Consider the following 16,592-nt stretch of genomic DNA (forward strand, 5'->3'; position numbering starts at 1 on the left):
TTCAGCCCGAGAGGATCTGTCATGACCACCACCGAACAAGTCCGGGTCTTCCAAGTCGCCACCGGCAATCTCGGCACCGAGATGATCGGGCGCATCCAGTCGCATCCCGACCTCGAACTGGTTGGGCTGCATTGTTATACGCCCGACAAGATCGGTCGCGACGCCGGCGAGATCGTCGGCCTCGATCCGATCGGGGTGACGGCCACCGGCACGGTCGAGGAGATCATCGCCGCCCGTCCGGATGTCCTCACGTTCCACGGCGTCTTCCCCGACGAGGATCTCTACGTCCAGGTTCTCGAGGCCGGAATCAACGTCGTGACCACGGCGGACTGGATCACCGGATTCCATCGCGACACCAATCACCCGCACCACTCCGGACGCAAGGTCAGCGAGGTGATCGCCGAGGCCTGCGAGCGCGGCGGCGCAACCTTCTACGGCACCGGCATGAATCCCGGCCTGGCACAGATCCTCGGGATCGTGCACACCGCCGATGTGGCCGACATCGAGAACGTGACGGTCATCGAGTCCGTCGACGTCTCCTGCCACCACTCCGTGGACACCTGGAAGGCGGTGGGTTACGGCCTGCCCGTGGACGATCCGAGCATCCCCGACTCGCTGTACAAGTACACCGCGGTGTTCGCTGACTCCGTCAATCTGATGGCCGACGCCTTTGACCTCGTGCTCGACGAGGTGGCGTTCTCCTACGAACTGGGCGCCTGCACCAAGGACGTCGACCTCGGCTGGTATCAGCTCCCGGAGGGTTCGCTGGGCGGCAGCTACATCAAGTACCAGGGCATGGTCGACGGCGTCGCGCGCGTCGAATCCCACCTCGAATGGCAGATGACACCGCACACCGATCCGTCGTGGAACATCCAGGCCTGCTACATCACCCAGGTCACCGGCGACCCGAACATCTACTCCAAGCACATGATCTTCCCGCGCAAGGGTTTCGACCTCAGCAAGCCGGAGAACTTCGCATCCATCGGCATGACCGTCACCGGACTCCCGGCCCTCAACTCGATCACGTCGGTCGTCGCGGCCGCGCCGGGCATCGTGACGAGCGCCGACCTCCCGCTGCGGTCGTTCGCCGGGCGGTTCGCGATCTGACGGAACGGGGTTGTGACACTTCGTGGCTCGTCGCTAGCGCTCCTCGCACCTCAGGGAGCAAGAATAATGGTCGCTTCGCTCCTCGCACCTCAGGGAGCAATGGGGGTCGGTTCAAGCTCTGACAAGAAGTCAACCGAGGTCGATGGTCACCCCGGTGAGTTCGGCACCGATGTCCCACAACCGCGCCGCGACGTCGCGGTCCTTCGCCTTCGTCGACGGCTCAACCAGCACTGGAGGGCCGGCGAGCCCGAAACCGCCCACCGGACCGTAGTATTCGCCGCCCTGCGCCTTCGGGTCGGTGCCGGCGCGGAGGACCGACAACGCCCCGTCGGGCGGGTCCATGATGAATCGGTCGGTGAGCCATCGCAGCGAGGACGCGTGATAGGCCCACTGCAGGAACCGGCTCTGCTCGCGCATCACGCCGGTGCGGGTTCCGCCCGGGTGCGCGGCGAGCGAGATCGCCGGTGCGTCCGCGTTTCTCATCCGACGATCGAGTTCGAGGGCGAACAGCATCTGGGCGAGCTTCGCCCGCGAGTAGGCACCTGCACTGGTGAACGCACGGTCCATCGGGAGGTCTGTGAAGTCGATGTTCCCGGCTCGGTGCGCGTGACTGCCGACGGTGACCACCCGCCCGGCGTCGGCTGCCAGGATCAGATCCATCAGCCGACCGGTGAGCGCGTAATGACCGAGATAGTTGGTCCCGAAGTCCATCTCGAACCCGTCCGGGGTGAGTTCGTGCCGCGCCCGCATGACGCCGGCATTGTTCACCAGCAGATCGACGGTCGCATTCCGGCGTCGGATCTCCTCGGCCGCGGATCGGACGGAATCCAGACTCGCCAGATCGAGATCGACGATCTCCACCTCGGAGCCCGGAACCTGCGCGACGATGTCGTCGCGGGCCTCCGCAGACGTTCGAGGATTGCGGCACGCCAGCACGACGCGAGCGCCCAGAGTCGCCAGCCCGAGCGCGATCTCGCGCCCGATCCCCGAGTTCGCCCCGGTCACCACCGCGACCCGTCCGGTTTGCGGAGGCGCGTCGGCCAACGTCCACCCCGACTTCACATCTGCCCCCTCCGGCACCGGCTCGAACGACGATGTTGTTCGTATCACATGGCGCCGGAGGGAGCGAGAGTCAGGCGCTCACGGCCTCCGGGGTGGCGCTGCTGAATTGTCCGGCGGGCGCGAAGCGGGCGAGGACCTCGTCGTGCGGCTCTTCGGCCACCGCGGCGATGAAGCCCTCCACGTCCTCGCGGGTCCGCAGACCGAGCAGCGGATTCGGTTCGGAGAGGAGACCGAACAGGGCCGACGCGATGGCGGGACTGACGGCGGCAGCCGGAAACGACAACTCCAGGTGGGTCGCGTAGTCGGGGTCGCCCAGGTAGAGGCGGGTGACCTCGACGGCAGCCCGTCCGCGTCGCTCCCAATGCTTCTCGAATTCCGCCGACAGCCATTCGGCGGTGAACTCGCCCTCGTGGCCGCGAGCGGCCTTCACCAGTTCGGCGACCTGGATCAGCGAGTTCTGCGCACCCTGCCCCGCAACCGGGTCGACGGCGATCGCGGTGTCACCGATCGCCGCTACCGGATGCCCGCCCGCGGTGGTGGCGACAGCCTGCCGCACGGTCGGGGTGACCGCACCCTTGAGCCACGACACCGGATCGGACTCGATGACCTGCAACCGGTCGATGACCGGCGCATCCTCCGGGAAGTATTCGGCGAAAATGCCGGAGATGGTCTGCCGGGCCGAGACCGCGTCGTGGACGTCATCGATCCGGGCGGCCCACGCCCCGTCGGGCTTGGCGAAGACGATGAACGACCACGTCGGGCCGGCGTCCTTGTGCAGGAACGGTCCGACGAAGATCTCACCGTTCTGCGCATCCAGGTTGAACAGCGAGTGGTCGCCGCCCGCGCTGCTGCGGTAGGCGAAGGACTCCGGGCCGTGGTCGACGCCGGTCAGGGTGACCTGCAGCAGACGACGCTGCGGTTCCCGGTAATGCGTGCGCGACTCGTCGACCGGGAACAGCGTCGACAGTCCGCCCTTGCCGGTGGCGACGAGGGTGATGTCGGCGTCGGCGGCGATCGCGTCGAGACGGTCGAGGCCGACCTGTCCGACCTCGAATCGGCCGCCGCGGTCCAAGAACCGGGCGAGCCGGTCGTCGGCGCGGAGGCGGAGGTCGACGGCCTGGGCGACGTAGCCGTAATCCGGGTTGAACTCGAGGACCGCGGCGCGCTCGTCGCCGCTGCCGGAGTACAACCGGGCGCTGATGCCGGTGGTGTTGCTGACCTCGTACAGGTCCTCGATGATCTCGGCATCCCACTCGCGGGACTTGCCGAACAGGACACCGACACCGGTCGGCGGCACCTTGTCGCGCAACGACTCGCGGTCCCGGTCGCTGTAGAGCGTGACGTCGAACCCGGCGTCGAGGAAGCCGAGGGCGGCGCTGGTCCCGGCCAGCCCGGCCCCGATGATCGCGACCGATCGTCGTGCTGTCATGAATGGATCTCCCCTGGTTGTCGGCGTGGAATGACTGCTCGACAGGGTGCCGGGGCGATCGGTGTGGCTGAAGGGTTAGACGCACCGAGAACGAATCGGTGCGTCGGCGCCGGCTCGGGTGAGGACGCTACGCGTCGTCGCGAACCCGGCGGTACCGCTCGTAGATCACCTGTCCGCCGTAGGTCCGGGTCTCGGCGAGCGACAGCCGGAGCGTGTCGGCGACCGGCGGCAGCAACGGGGTACCGCCACCGACGATGACCGGGTAGCGGAAGATGCGGAACTCGTCGACGAATCCGAGTTCGATTGCCTGCCGGGCCAAGTCGGCGCCGCCGATCTCCACGTCGCCGTCGGTCGAGTCCAGCACCGCGGTGAGCTCGTCGGCCAGCGATCCCTGCGCCAACCGCGCGTTGCCCTCGACCGACGTGAGGGTGCGGCTGAAGACCACCTTGGGCAGCGCCGACCAGAGGTCGGCGAACGCGGCATCCGCGTCGTTCTCACGCATCCGCGGGTCGGTCTCCCAGACCAGCATCGTCTCGTAGAGCCGGCGGCCGCACACGAACGCGCCGAGCTCGCCGACCCGTTCGGTGTGGAACGCGAACAGATCGTCAGAGGGGACCGACCAGTTGAAGTTGCCGTCGCGGTCGGAGATGAAGCCGTCCACCGAGACGCCCATCGACAGAAGCAGCATGTGGGGATGTTACGACGCCTCGCCGCCACAGTCGCGGACTCCGACGCAGCAGGTGAACCCACGAGTCTGCTGTGAGGTCCGACGACACCCCGCTCGTGCCAGGCTTCCCTCAGGTGCGGGCAAGTACCATCGCCCTCTGTGCGTACGCCCCTGACCGATGCGACACCCGTCGCAACCCCGAACGAGGACGCCGCGACCGGCAACACGTCCGGGTACCGGTTGGACCTCGACGGGCTGCGCGGCATCGCGATCGCACTGGTCGCGATCTTTCATGTCTGGTTCGGCCGGGTGTCCGGCGGCGTCGACGTCTTCCTGACCCTGTCCGGCTACTTCTTCGTCGCGTCTCTGCTCAAGCACGTCCTGGCGACCCAGCCCGCGTCGAGTTCCTGGGGCGCGGCGATCAATCCGTGGCCGCGGTTCTCCCGGCTCCTGCGCCGGTTGCTGCCCGCTCTCCTGCTGGTGCTCGCGGTCACCGCCGGACTGATCGCGCTGATCATGCCGACGACACGTTGGGGACCACTCGGGGCCGAACTGCAGGCCAGTGCGCTGTACTACCAGAACTGGCACCTCGCGTTCGAGTCGCAGGACTACGCGGCCGCCGACTCCGCGAACAGCCCGATGCAGCATCTCTGGTCGATGTCGATGCAGGGCCAGTTCTTCGTCCTCACCCTCGTCTGCGCGCTGGCACTGGGCGCGGTGCTGCGTGCCCTCGGCCGGCGATCCGCATTCTTCGCCGACCCCAAGGTGGTCCGTGGAGTCGTCGGGATCGCGCTCGGCGTCGTCGCACTGGGCTCCTTCGCGTGGGCCAACTACCGCCACGGGATCAACCAGCCCTTCACCTACTACGACACCGTGGCCCGTCTGTGGGAACCGCTCGTGGGAGGACTCCTCGCGGTGTGGATGCCGCGGATCGCGCTGTCGCGGCGGGTGCGTGACCTACTGGGACTCGTGGCCCTGGGCCTCATCGTGACGTGTGGCTGGTGGATCGCCGGCGTCCAGGAATACCCCGCGGCGTGGGCGCTCGTCCCCGTGGGCGCGACGCTGATCCTCATCTGGGTCGGCTCGTCGCAGACCGCCCCCATCGATCAGGCCCCCGTCGACCAGAAGACGGCGTCCGGACAGACCTCGATCCGATCGGGGGTGAGCCGCGGTCTCGCCCATCCCCGGCTGGTGTGGCTGGGCTCGATCGCCTACGCGCTGTACCTGTGGCACTGGCCGCTGCTCATCTTCTACCTGGCGTGGCGCTATCAGGACGATGTCTCGTGGTTCGAGGGCACCGCCATCCTGGCCGTGTCCGTGCTGCTCGCCTGGCTGACCACGAAGTACGTCGAGGCGCCGCTGCGTGCCGGGTCGGCGAAGCGGAAGCAGTCCCCGGTGCCGCCCGATGCCGATGGCGTGGTCGCGCGGCCGCCGTTCGAGAAGACCAGAGGCTACCGGCGCGCCCTCGTCGCGGTACTGGTCGTCATCAGTGTCGCAGCCGGCGCCGCCGCGGTGACCTGGCAGCGCGACGCCGCCAACGCCACCCTCGACACCCAGAACCTCGACCCACGGCTGTACCCGGGTGCGCGGGCCTTCCTCGACGGCGCTCCGGTACCGAACGTGACCGCACAACCGAGTCCCCAAGTCGTCGACATGGACTGGCCGATCACCTCCTACGACTCGATCATCAGCGGCTGGAAGGACCCGTCCATCAAGGTCGGCTACTACGGCAACGTGAACGCCACCCGAACCATCGCGCTGGTTGGCGGTTCGCATGCGGAACAGTGGATCACCGCGCTCGACGCCATCGGCAAGCGCCACGACTTCCGCGTGACCACCTACCTCAAGGTCGGGTGCGCCCTCACGACCGAGCACGTGTTCACGTGGTTCGGCCAGAAGTACTACCAGTGCAACGACTGGTCGCGTCGCGTCATGGAGCGGCTCGCCGTCGACAAGCCGGATGTCGTGTTCACCAACAGCACCCGGCCCGTCGAGTCGGGCGACGGCGACTACGTCCCCAAGGACTACGAAGAGATCTTCGCCGAGTTCCGCGACCGCGGGCAGCGGGTCGTCGCGGTCCGCGACAACCCCTGGGCGACCGGACAACTCAAGCCGCCGGAGTGTCTCGCCAGCGGACGCAAACCCGAGGTGTGCGGCGTGCCCCGAGCACAGGCGATGGCGCCGGCCGACCCCGCCGCCGCGCTCGCCGGCGAGTTCCCCAACATGAGCTTCCTCGACTACACCGACGCCATGTGCGACGACGAGTACTGCCCCGCGGTCGTCGGGAACATCCTGGTGTGGCACGACTTCCACCACCTCTCGGCGACCTTCGTCCGCAGCCTCATCCCTGCCGTCGAAGCCGATCTACAGCGGTCGCTGGGTTGGTGGTGAGCGGACGGCACGCCACCTCAGTGCCGCTCGCGAAAGTGCACCGGCCGTCGTTGCCGGTACTCGACGACGGTGCCGGCCGGACGATGCCATCCCGGCTCGGCCCGAACGGTCAACTCGACCGCGGGGCAGCCGGATTCGACCGGAGGCACCGATACTCGGACGTCCACGTGGTCACCGCGAGGTCGTACCGCGAGCACCTCTGCGCAACCGACATTCGCGACGCCGGATACGATCTCCAGGTCCCCGGGCCGCAGCATCACCACTCCTGCCCCGTGGCCCGGCCGGCGAATGCGTAACCGTCCTGCCGCGCACGAGACCTCGCCGTCGTCGGCTTCGCCCGGCAGATCCGTCATCTCCCCGAACATGCGCGCGACCTCCGCGTCGACGGGCTCGAGGTAGATCTCCTCGGGTGTCCCGACCTGGCGCACGCAACCCGCCATCAACACCACGACGTGGTCGGCCATCGCCATCGCCTCCTCACGGTCGTGAGTGACCAACAGCCCACTCGAACCCTCCGCCAGGATCGTGGCCCGGACATGCTCGCGCAGCTGCGTCCTCAGCTGGGCATCAAGTGCCGAAAACGGTTCGTCCAGCCCGATGACAGCTGGTCGGGGTGCGAGCGCGCGGGCCAGTGCCACCCGTTGGCGCTGACCGCCGGACAGCGAATTGGGCCGTCGATCGCCGAACTCCTCCAGCCCGACCACGTCGAGCAACTCAGCAATCCGGGCCGCCCGGCCGGGCATACGTCTCCACCAGGGACCGAGTCCGAACCCGACGTTGCCCGCGACGGTCAGATTGTCGAACAGCGCCCCCTCTTGTGGCACCAACCCGAACCTCCGACGTTCGGGTCGAACCCCCACCGGGCGGGTTCGGGCAGAGCCGGCCGAGGCGACCTCGACACCGTCGATCTCGATGCGACCCGCTCGGATCGGCTCGAGACCCGCGATCGCGCGCAACAGGGTCGTCTTACCGCAGCCCGATGGACCGATGACCGCCGTGATCGACCCGGCGGGAACGTGAAAGGACACGCCGTCGAGAACGGTCGTGCTGCCGTACACGACCGAGACGTCGTCTACACGAACCGCGTTCCTCATGCGTGGCGTGCCCTTCCGAACAGTGCGGATAGCGCCGCGGTGGGTAGCGACGAGACGACGATCAGAACCAACCCGAGGACGGCTGCGCGACCGTAACTCAAGTCGTTGTTCAGACTCCACATATCCGTTGCGAGAGTTCGTGTGCCGATCGGGGCAAGCATCAAGGTGGCGGGTAGTTCCTTGGCAACCGACAAGAACGCGAGAGCGGAGCCGGCCATGATCGCCGGCATCACCAACGGGAGTTGCACACGCACCGCGGTCGTCAGCGGTCCCGCACCGAGAGTGCGCGAGACCTCGGACACCGCACACGGGATGGAGTCGACACCGGATCGGATCGGACCCAGACAGACCGGCAGGAACAGGACCGCATAGGTGGCGATGAGCATCGTGGCGGTGAGGTAGAGGTCCGGGACGACGCGGGTGCCCAAGAAGACCATCGAGAGCGCAACGGTCACACCCGGCAACGTATAACCGAGGTAGGACACGGCCTCGACAGTGTCCCCGGTCCTGCTACGCGGACGAGATATGAAGAATGCCAACGGCAATGCGAGAAGGGCGATGACGATGGCCGCCTGTACCGAGAGCAACGTCGTGGTCCGGGCGTACGGACCCACCCAGGCCAGCAGTTCGCCGACGCTGTCGAATCCGAGCCGGCGGGACTCGCTGATCTCGCGTAACAGCCCGACGATCGGAAGGCAGACGCCCACCGCGACGGTGGCTGTGACGAGACCCCAGGCCACCGGCCGGTTCTTCGAGACCCTCGACCGCGACGGGGTGGCACTTGGATCGACGTGGCGTCGTGCTCGCCGTTCGACGACGGCGAGCGCCACCGCGACGAGTGCGAGAACCACACCGTAGAGTGCGGCGACCGAACGGTCCAGGGTTCCGTTGTAGGCGTTGTAGATCCCCACGGTGAACGGCTCGAAGCGGACGATCGCGGGTCCACCGAAATCGCTGATCGCGTACAGCGCAACCAGCAGTCCACCCGCAACGACCCCCGTGCGAACACGCGGGAGAGTCACGCGCACAAAGGCTTCGAGCGGACCACAGCCCAGAGTGCGGGCGGCATCCTCATCAGTGCGGCCGGTACCGGAAAGCAGCGCCACCGTCGGCAGCATGACCAGGGGATAACAGGCCAGGGTCAAGACGAGTGCAGCCGCCCCCAGGCCCTCGAATCCCGGGAACAGACGGGTCCACACAAAGCCCGATACGTACGAGGGGATCGCGAGCGGCGCCGCGAGTAACGCGATGACGAATGCGCGCCCGCGCCCCACCCCGCGGGACACACACCACGCCAGCACGACCCCGATGATGATCGACGCGCACGTGACGATCGCTGCGAGCTGAACCGTGCGCCAGAGAAGTTGACCGGTGCGCGGGCGGAACAGAAGCGCGGTCGCCTGATCGATCCCGATGTCGGCGACCCGAACGACGAGATAGACCGCGGGCGTGATCAACAACAGGGCGATGCAGACGCTGATCGTGCACAACAGCATTCGCCCCGGCCGGAGATGACGGCCGGGACGAATCCTGGTGTTGACCAACAGGTCAGACAGCGCCGACCTCGCGCAGCAACTCATCTGTGCCGACGACATCGGCCAGTTCGTCGAGGGCGATCTGCGGCGGTGACAGCTGCTCCAGCGTCGGCAGTCCCTCGACCGGGAGCGGCTCGTTCCCGACCACCGGGTACTCGCCCACCTCGGTGGCGAAGTAGGTCTGGGTCTCCGGCGTCAGCAACTGTCGGACGAATTCGAAGGCCTGCTCCTTGTCGGACGCGGTCTTGAGGACACCGATCGCACCCACGTTCACGAGCGCGCCCGGATCGCCGTCGGAGAAGAAGTGCAGTCGCCCGGGAACGTTCTCGATTCCCTTCTCCTGCACCTCCTGGACCCAGTAGTAGTGGTTGGTGAGTCCCGCTGCGAGTTGTCCGGTGTTCACGCCCTCCACGATGGGCCCGTTGCCCTCGAACGACTTGGGGTCGTTGGCAAGGAAGGCGGTGAGCCAAGCGCGAGCGCCATCGTCGCCGCGAGTGAGTCGGAGCGCAGTCACGAAGGACTTGAACGAGGCATTCGTGGGGGCGTAACCGACCTTGCCACGCATCTCGGGCGCGAGAAGTCCGTCGATGCCCGCCGGGAGGGTGGCCGGATCCACCTGCGCCGGATCGAAGATCAACACACGAGAGCGCGCCGACGTGGACACCCAGGTGCCGGTCTCAGACCGGTAGGCCTCGGGGACGTTCTCGGCGATGTCTGCGGGGAGGGGTTCGAGGAGTCCGGCCTCGGCAAGAGCGCCGAGCTCGCCGGCATCTTGCGCGAAGAAGAGGTCGGCCGGGCTACCGTCGCCCTCCTCCAGGATCTGCGCGGCCTTCTTGTCGTACGCCGCCGTCACCGGAACCGTCGCGTCGATTCGTTCCACCAGCGGACCCACCAGAGACTCCGAACGTCCCGAGTAGAGCACGAGCGCCTCGTCGTCGTTCGACGAATCGCTTCCTGTGCAGGCCGCGAGCAACCCGGCGGCCATGATCGCCGCCCCAGCGGTGGCGACCACTCGTCGAACCCATCGTCTTGTGTGCACTTGCCGATACTCCTCTGTTCTCGGGACACCAATGAACCTTCACCCCCGACCAAGCCAGGTAAGCCTAACCGATACTGGCGCAAGGTCGGACAAAACGGTCGTAGTCCGGTGACCGCCTGGGCGGCCGGCTTGCCCTCAGCCCACCGCGGTCAGCACCGCCCGCGGCCCGGCGAACACCGTCTCGCGGACGTGGTTCCGGGCGAGAGTCCAGGCGGGACAGTCACATCGGGCCGCGACACCGCGCGCGTCGACGCCCTGGTCGCGGCACAACGCGATGGCACGGCGCAGGTGGAAATTCTGCGTCGCGATGACCACCTCGTCGACGCCGAACACCTCGCGGGCGCGTCGGCAGCTCGCCGCGGTGTCGAGGCCGGCCGGGTCGTCGACGATCGCCCGCGGGTGGACACCACGTTCCTCGAGATAGCTTCGCATCACCGCGGGTTCGTTTCCATCCTCCTCGGAACCGTTGCCCGAGTTGATGATCCGGTCCACTCCCCCGGACCGGTACAGCTCCAGCGCCGTGTCGAGCCGGCCTCGCACGTAGTCGCCGGGCGAGCCGTCGTCGTAGACGAGGGAACCCAGCACCAGCAGCGTGGACCGGCGGGCCGGCGCCGTCGCGTCGTCGATCCTGCCGACCGACGAGAAGTACATCCAGGTGACGGCCAGGGTGATCCACAGTTCGACCAGCACCAGCAGCACCGGTACGACGAGACGAGCACCTGACCTCACCCCTACAACGTAGGGGGACCGACTCCCAACATGCCCATTCGAGCCCCGACCCGGCAGTCGCCCCGTGATACTGAGGGGACCTCGGTCGCGCTCAGCCTGTGCGCGCATCCATTTCGTGGTGTGAAAGTGATGGTGCGATGCCGTACATGCCGGTCACCTCGTCGATGTTCCTCCTCGCCGAGACGCGGGAGCAGCCCATGCACGTGGGCGGACTCCAACTGTTCGTACCGCGCGAGGGCCAGTCGTCGAGCGAACTCGCCGAAGAGATCATCGAGGCGTTCTGCGGCTGCACCGAAGTCCATCCGACCTTCCGCAAGCGGCCGGCGGTACCGGTGACCCTGCTGGGCAACGTGGCGTGGTCCTTCGACGACGAGATCGACTTCGACTACCACGTCCGCCGGACTGTGCTCCCCCGCCCCGGCCGCGTCCGCGAGTTGCTGCGATACGTCTCCCTCAACCATGGGGCCCTGATGGACCGGTTCCGACCGATGTGGGAGATCCACGTCATCGAGGGTCTCGACGACGGCCGGGTGGCGCTCTACAGCAAGATCCACCACTCCGTCGTCGACGGCGTCTCCGCGTTGCGCCTGCTCCAGCGGACCTTGTCCGACGACCCTGACGACCGGTCGGGTACCGCACCCTGGGACCCGGCGCTGGTCGAGCGTCGACCCCCGCGCCCCTCGCCGAGTCTGCGCAGCCGGGTGTCCGGCCTGGCGAACGTGGCAGGCCAGGTCGCCGGCCTCGGGCCCGCGGCCGCGAAGGTCGCGGTGGCCGGCCTCCGCGACCCGGAGTTCGTCGCCCCACTTGGACGGGCCCCGCGCACGATTCTCGACGTCGCGATCGGGAGCGCCCGCCGATTCGCCTCGCAGCAGTGGGAGATCGACCGTCTTCGGGCAGTGGCCGATGCCCGGAACATCACCCTCAACGACGTGATCGTCGCGATGTGTTCAGGAGCCCTGCGGTCGTACCTCATCGACCAGGACGCCCTGCCCGACGCCCCGCTCATCGCGGCGGTGCCGGTGTCGATGCACACCGACGGCGATGACGACGGCAACGCGGTGACCGCCATCCTGGTGAGTCTCGCGACCGATGAGCCGGACCCCGAACGCCGCCTCGACAAACTCGTCGAGTCGGCGCGCCACAGCAAGTCGGTGGTCCGGGGCCTTCGTCCGCTGCAGGCGCTCGCGCTGGGAGCGGCGAATTTCGCGCCGCTCGCCTTCGCGACCGTGCCCGGCTTCGTCCAGTACGTCCCCCCGCAGTTCAACATCATCATCAGCAACGTCCCCGGGCCGTCGAAGCACCTGTACTGGAACGGCGCCCGCCTCGACGGGGTGTACCCGGTCTCCATCCCGACGCAGGGTCTCGCGCTCAACATCACGGTGACCAGCACCGCCGAGCACATCAACTTCGGGCTGATCGGCGCCCGGGCCCAGCTCCCGAGCCTGCAACGCCTGCTCACGCACCTCGATACGGCGCTCGAGGAACTCGAGAAGGTCGCGCGAACCCGGTGACGTCTCCGGGCACCCGCGGCCCGGACGTGGCCTCGGACACCCTGACTCGACAGTAAGTTACTGGCGAGTATCATCTGATATGAGGTAGACCAGCGTAATTAGGCCAGCCTTGGCAGCGCGCCGGTGGCGCAACGAATTACGGTTACCTGTAGTACACCGCCCCGTGGTACCCAGCCTCGCGTTCCGCGACCGGGGGCGGACGACCTAGACGAAAGGCCGGTACGCGCCCGTGACTACCACGACGATTGCCATCGGCACGACAGCCGCGGTGATCAGCCTCCTCTGCTGGTACCTGTTCCTCGGTGGCGTGGTGCGGATCTTCCGCACCATCAAGCTCGGGCACAAGGTCGACAGCTCCCGCTTCTGGCCCATCCTCCCGCGCTTCCTGACGATGATGAAGGAATTCATCGTCCACACGCGCATGGTGAAGTTCCGCACCGTCGGCTGGGCGCACTGGCTCGTGATGGTCGGCTTCCTCGGCGGATTCCTGCTGTGGTTCGAGGCCTACGGACAGTCCATCAACCCGGAGTTCCACTGGCCCGTCTTCGGTGACACCTTCGCGTGGCACCTCTGGGACGAACTCCTCGGCATCGCCACCGTCGTCGGCATCATCGTGCTGATCGTGATCCGCCAGCTCAACCACCCGCGCGTCCCCGAGCGGTTGTCGCGCTTCGGCGGTTCGCGCTTCGGACCGGCCTACTTCGTCGAGGTCATCGTGCTGCTCGAGGGCCTGGGCATGATCCTGGTCAAGGCGTCGAAGATCGCGACCTACGGCCACGCGAACGCCTACTCCGACTTCTTCACCATGCAGGTCGCGAAGATCCTCCCGGCCTCGCCGACCCTGGTGTCGATCTTCGCCGTGATCAAGCTGATGAGCGGCATGGTCTGGCTGGCGATGGTCGGCATGAACATCAGCTGGGGCGTTGCCTGGCACCGTTTCTCGGCCTTCTTCAACATCTACTTCAAGCGCGAGCAGGACGGCGGCGTCGCCCTCGGTGCCGCGAAGCCGATGATGAGCCAGGGCAAGGTCCTCGACATGGAGACCGCCGATCCCGATGTCGACGCGTTCGGCGCCGGCAAGATCGAGGACTTCTCCTGGAAGGGATGGCTCGACTTCACCACGTGTACCGAGTGTGGCCGCTGCCAGTCGCAGTGTCCGGCGTGGAACACCGGCAAGCCGCTGAGCCCGAAGCTGCTCATCATGTCGCTGCGCGACCACGGCAACGCCAAGGCCCCGTACCTGCTCGCCGGTGGCCGCAAGGACATGGGCGGCGACGAGGTCGGCCTCGTCGATGCCGACGGCAACGTCCTCGAGGACAAACTCAACGCGATCCCCGAGTCGGCGCGCGCCGAGGCGGCCCGCAAGCTCGTCGGTGAATCGAAGGGCGATCTCGGCGGCGGTCAGGTCGTCGAAGCCGTGGAGGGTGAGTTCGATCCCGAGGCGCTCGGTGCCGTCATCGACACCGAGACCCTGTGGAGCTGCACCACCTGCGGTGCCTGCGTCGAGCAGTGCCCGGTCGACATCGAGCACGTCGACCACATCCTCGACATGCGCCGCTACCAGGTCCTGATCGAGTCGGACTTCCCGACCGAGCTGGCCGGCATGTTCAAGAACCTCGAGAACAAGGGCAACCCGTGGGGCCAGAACGCCTCCGCGCGCACCGCCTGGATCGACGAGATGGACATCGAGATCCCGGTCTTCGGCAAGGACGTCGAGTCGTTCGAGGGCTTCGAGTACCTGTTCTGGGTCGGCTGTGCCGGTGCCTACGAGGACCGCGCGAAGAAGACCACCAAGGCCGTCGCCGAGCTCCTCGACATGGCAGCGGTGAACTTCATGGTCCTCGGCGAGGGCGAGACCTGTACCGGTGACTCCGCACGACGCGCCGGCAACGAGTTCCTCTTCCAGATGCTCGCGCAGCAGAACATCGAGATGCTCGGCGAGGTCTTCGCGACCGCGCCCGAGCAGCGCAAGAAGGTCGTCGTCACCTGTGCGCACTGCTTCAACGCACTGGGCAACGAGTACCCGCAGCTGGGCGCGAAGTACGAGGTCGTCCACCACACGCAGCTGCTGAATCGTCTCGTGCGCGAGAAGCGACTCGTTCCGGTCGCACCACTCGGCGAGGGCGTCACCTACCACGACCCGTGCTACCTGGGCCGCCACAACAAGGTCTACGACGCCCCGCGTGAGTTGATGGGTGCGGCCGGTTCGACGCTGACCGAGATGCCGCGTCACGGCGAACGGTCCATGTGCTGTGGTGCCGGCGGCGCCCGGATGTGGATGGAAGAGCAGATCGGCAAGCGGATCAACATCGACCGGGTCGACGAGGCGCTGGACACCCTCGGCGACACCACCGGCGATCAGGTCAAGAAGGTCGCGACCGGCTGTCCGTTCTGCCGCGTCATGCTCACCGACGGCGTGACCGCCCGGACGAGCGGTACCGAGTCCGAGGGCAAGGTCGAGGTCGTCGACGTCGCGCAGTTGCTGCTCGAATCGGTGAAGCGCGACCGGACCGAGGTCAAACTCGGCGGCCGGTTCCTCGGACCGCGTCCCACCCTCGCCGAACCGGAGCCGGAACCCGAGCCCGAGAAGGTGCCCGCGGCGGCGACTGCGTCGGCCGCGGCCACCGAGGCCGCGCCGAAGCCGAAGGTCGGCCTGGGCATGAAGGGCGGCAAGAAGCCGGGCGCGGCGGCCAAGACCGCGGCACCGGAAGCACCCGCCGAGAAGGCACCCGCCGAGAAGAAGCCGGCATCGAAGGGCTTCGGCATGAAGGGCGGCAAGAAGCCCGGTGCCGCAGCGGCGTCGGCCGCCCCGGAGCCGGCAGCCGCCGAGACCGCAGCCGAGGCACCCGCCGAGAAGAAGCCGGCAGCCAAGGGCTTCGGCATGAAGGGCGGCGCCAAGCGTCCCGGTGCCGCGAGCAAGCCCGCCGGTGGTACCGCCGAGCCGGTGCCGGCCGAGACCGAGTCGTCCGAGGCGGTCAAGGAGGAGGTCGCCGAGGCCACCACCGAGACGCCGCAGGCCGAGAGGAAGCCGGCAGCCAAGGGCTTCGGCATGGGCAAGGCCAAGCGCCCGGGTCAGAAGACCACCAACGCGGCGGCCCCCGCCGCCGGGGTGACCGCGCCCGCCGAGAGCAAGGTCGACGAAAGCGAATCGGCCCCGGACGCCGCCCCGACCGTGGACACGGAATCGGCTTCGGCGACAGCGGGAACGACGACAGCGGAGTCGGCTACCGCGGGATCGGCGACGGAATCACCTGCTGCTGCGGCAACGGAAGAGAAGCCCGGCAAGGCCAAGGGCTTCGGGATGTCCGCGGGCAAGAAGCGGCCCGGCGGTATCGGCAAGGCCGCGGCCAAGCCGGCCGCGGCACCTGCCGAGGCCGCGGACGCCCCCGCTCCCGAGACGGACGTCGAACCGGCCGAGACCGCCGAGGCACCGGCTGCTGAGACTCCGGCTGCTGAGACGCCAGCCGCCGAGGCACCGCAGGGCGGCTCGGCCGCCGTGCTGACCGAGGAGAAGCCGGCCAAGGCCAAGGGCTTCGGCATGGCCGCGGGCAAGAAGCGACCGGGCGGCGCGAGCAAGGCCGCACCGGCAGCTGCTCCGGCTCCGGAAGCGGCTGAGCCAGAACCCGAGGCCCCGCAGGCCGAGGAGGCACCAGCCGAGGCCGCAGCGGCCGAAGCGCCTGTCGACGAGGCCCCGGCCACCGAGGCCCCGGAAACCGAGGCTCCGGCGACGGAGGCCGACGCGGGGACGGCCGAGGTCGAGAGCCCGGGCGACGCAGACGACGCCGATACAGCGGCGGCGCCTGCGGCGTCGAGCAACGGTTCGTCCGCTGCTCGCACGGTCGCCGAGACCGGGGCGTCGAAGGCCAAGGGCTTCGGCATCGCGGCCGGCAAGAAGCGGCCCGGCCACAAGTAGTCGCTCAATAGGGCATACAGATGTCGCCTTTCGTTGCGAATACCGCAACGAAAGGCGACATCTGTCTTTTCAGCTGGCCTCACCCGCACTGGCAGAAACGCATTTGCCACCGGCT

At 67.8% G+C, this 16,592-nt stretch carries 11 protein-coding genes; 4 read left to right on the plus strand and 7 right to left on the minus strand.

Annotation, left to right across the window (positions count from 1 at the left end; genetic code table 11):
- Positions 1-21: 21 nt before the first annotated feature.
- Complete coding sequence (locus tag LEL84_RS11880; RefSeq protein ID WP_226514170.1) at positions 22-1,107, plus strand: dihydrodipicolinate reductase; 1,086 nt, start codon at positions 22-24, stop codon at positions 1,105-1,107.
- Between the two features lie 129 nt (positions 1,108-1,236).
- Here the strand turns inward: LEL84_RS11880 and LEL84_RS11885 are convergent, their stop codons facing one another.
- The 3 genes from LEL84_RS11885 to LEL84_RS11895 form a co-directional block, all read right to left on the minus strand.
- Positions 1,237-2,169, minus strand: a complete 933-nt coding sequence (locus LEL84_RS11885) for an oxidoreductase (protein ID WP_226514171.1) — start codon at positions 2,167-2,169, stop codon at positions 1,237-1,239.
- Positions 2,170-2,239: 70 nt separating this feature from the next.
- On the minus strand, positions 2,240-3,598 hold the full coding sequence (locus LEL84_RS11890) for a styrene monooxygenase/indole monooxygenase family protein (RefSeq protein WP_226514172.1): 1,359 nt from the start codon (positions 3,596-3,598) through the stop codon (positions 2,240-2,242).
- A gap of 127 nt (positions 3,599-3,725) precedes the next feature.
- Positions 3,726-4,286 carry a dihydrofolate reductase family protein gene (locus LEL84_RS11895; protein ID WP_065632434.1) on the minus strand — a complete coding sequence of 187 codons (561 nt, stop codon included), beginning with the start codon at positions 4,284-4,286 and terminating at the stop codon, positions 3,726-3,728.
- A gap of 138 nt (positions 4,287-4,424) precedes the next feature.
- Between LEL84_RS11895 and LEL84_RS11900 the strand changes: the two genes are divergently transcribed.
- A complete protein-coding gene (locus LEL84_RS11900) occupies positions 4,425-6,656 on the plus strand; it encodes an acyltransferase family protein (protein WP_226514173.1) in 2,232 nt (743 codons plus the stop codon).
- A 17-nt stretch (positions 6,657-6,673) separates the two neighbouring features.
- Here LEL84_RS11900 and LEL84_RS11905 read toward each other — a convergent pair whose 3' ends face one another.
- The 4 genes from LEL84_RS11905 to LEL84_RS11920 all read right to left on the minus strand — a co-directional run bounded on the left by LEL84_RS11905 (position 6,674) and on the right by LEL84_RS11920 (position 10,975).
- Positions 6,674-7,750 (minus strand): ABC transporter ATP-binding protein, encoded by a 1,077-nt coding sequence (locus LEL84_RS11905; protein ID WP_226514174.1) that lies wholly within the window; start codon positions 7,748-7,750, stop codon positions 6,674-6,676.
- On the minus strand, positions 7,747-9,345 hold the full coding sequence (locus LEL84_RS11910) for an ABC transporter permease (protein ID WP_226514175.1): 1,599 nt from the start codon (positions 9,343-9,345) through the stop codon (positions 7,747-7,749). The genes LEL84_RS11905 and LEL84_RS11910 overlap by 4 nt, the downstream gene beginning before the upstream one ends.
- A complete protein-coding gene (locus LEL84_RS11915) occupies positions 9,299-10,270 on the minus strand; it encodes an extracellular solute-binding protein (protein WP_226514300.1) in 972 nt (323 codons plus the stop codon). Before LEL84_RS11915 ends, LEL84_RS11910 begins: the two co-directional genes overlap by 47 nt.
- Positions 10,271-10,459: 189 nt before the next feature.
- The gene (locus LEL84_RS11920) at positions 10,460-10,975 is read right to left on the minus strand and encodes a vancomycin high temperature exclusion protein (RefSeq protein WP_226514301.1); all 516 of its coding nucleotides are present in this window, start codon (positions 10,973-10,975) and stop codon (positions 10,460-10,462) included.
- A gap of 215 nt (positions 10,976-11,190) precedes the next feature.
- On the opposite strand from LEL84_RS11920, the gene LEL84_RS11925 reads away from it, so the two are divergent.
- Both LEL84_RS11925 and LEL84_RS11930 read left to right on the plus strand, forming a co-directional pair.
- A complete protein-coding gene (locus LEL84_RS11925; RefSeq protein WP_058249642.1) occupies positions 11,191-12,564 on the plus strand; it encodes a WS/DGAT/MGAT family O-acyltransferase in 1,374 nt (457 codons plus the stop codon).
- Between the two features lie 229 nt (positions 12,565-12,793).
- Entirely contained in the window at positions 12,794-16,477 is a 3,684-nt protein-coding gene (locus tag LEL84_RS11930; protein ID WP_226514176.1) for a (Fe-S)-binding protein, read from the plus strand.
- The last annotated feature ends 115 nt before the right edge of the window (positions 16,478-16,592 follow it).

The organism is Gordonia sp. WA4-43 (assembly GCF_020520305.1).
Classification (GTDB): domain Bacteria; phylum Actinomycetota; class Actinomycetes; order Mycobacteriales; family Mycobacteriaceae; genus Gordonia; species Gordonia hongkongensis.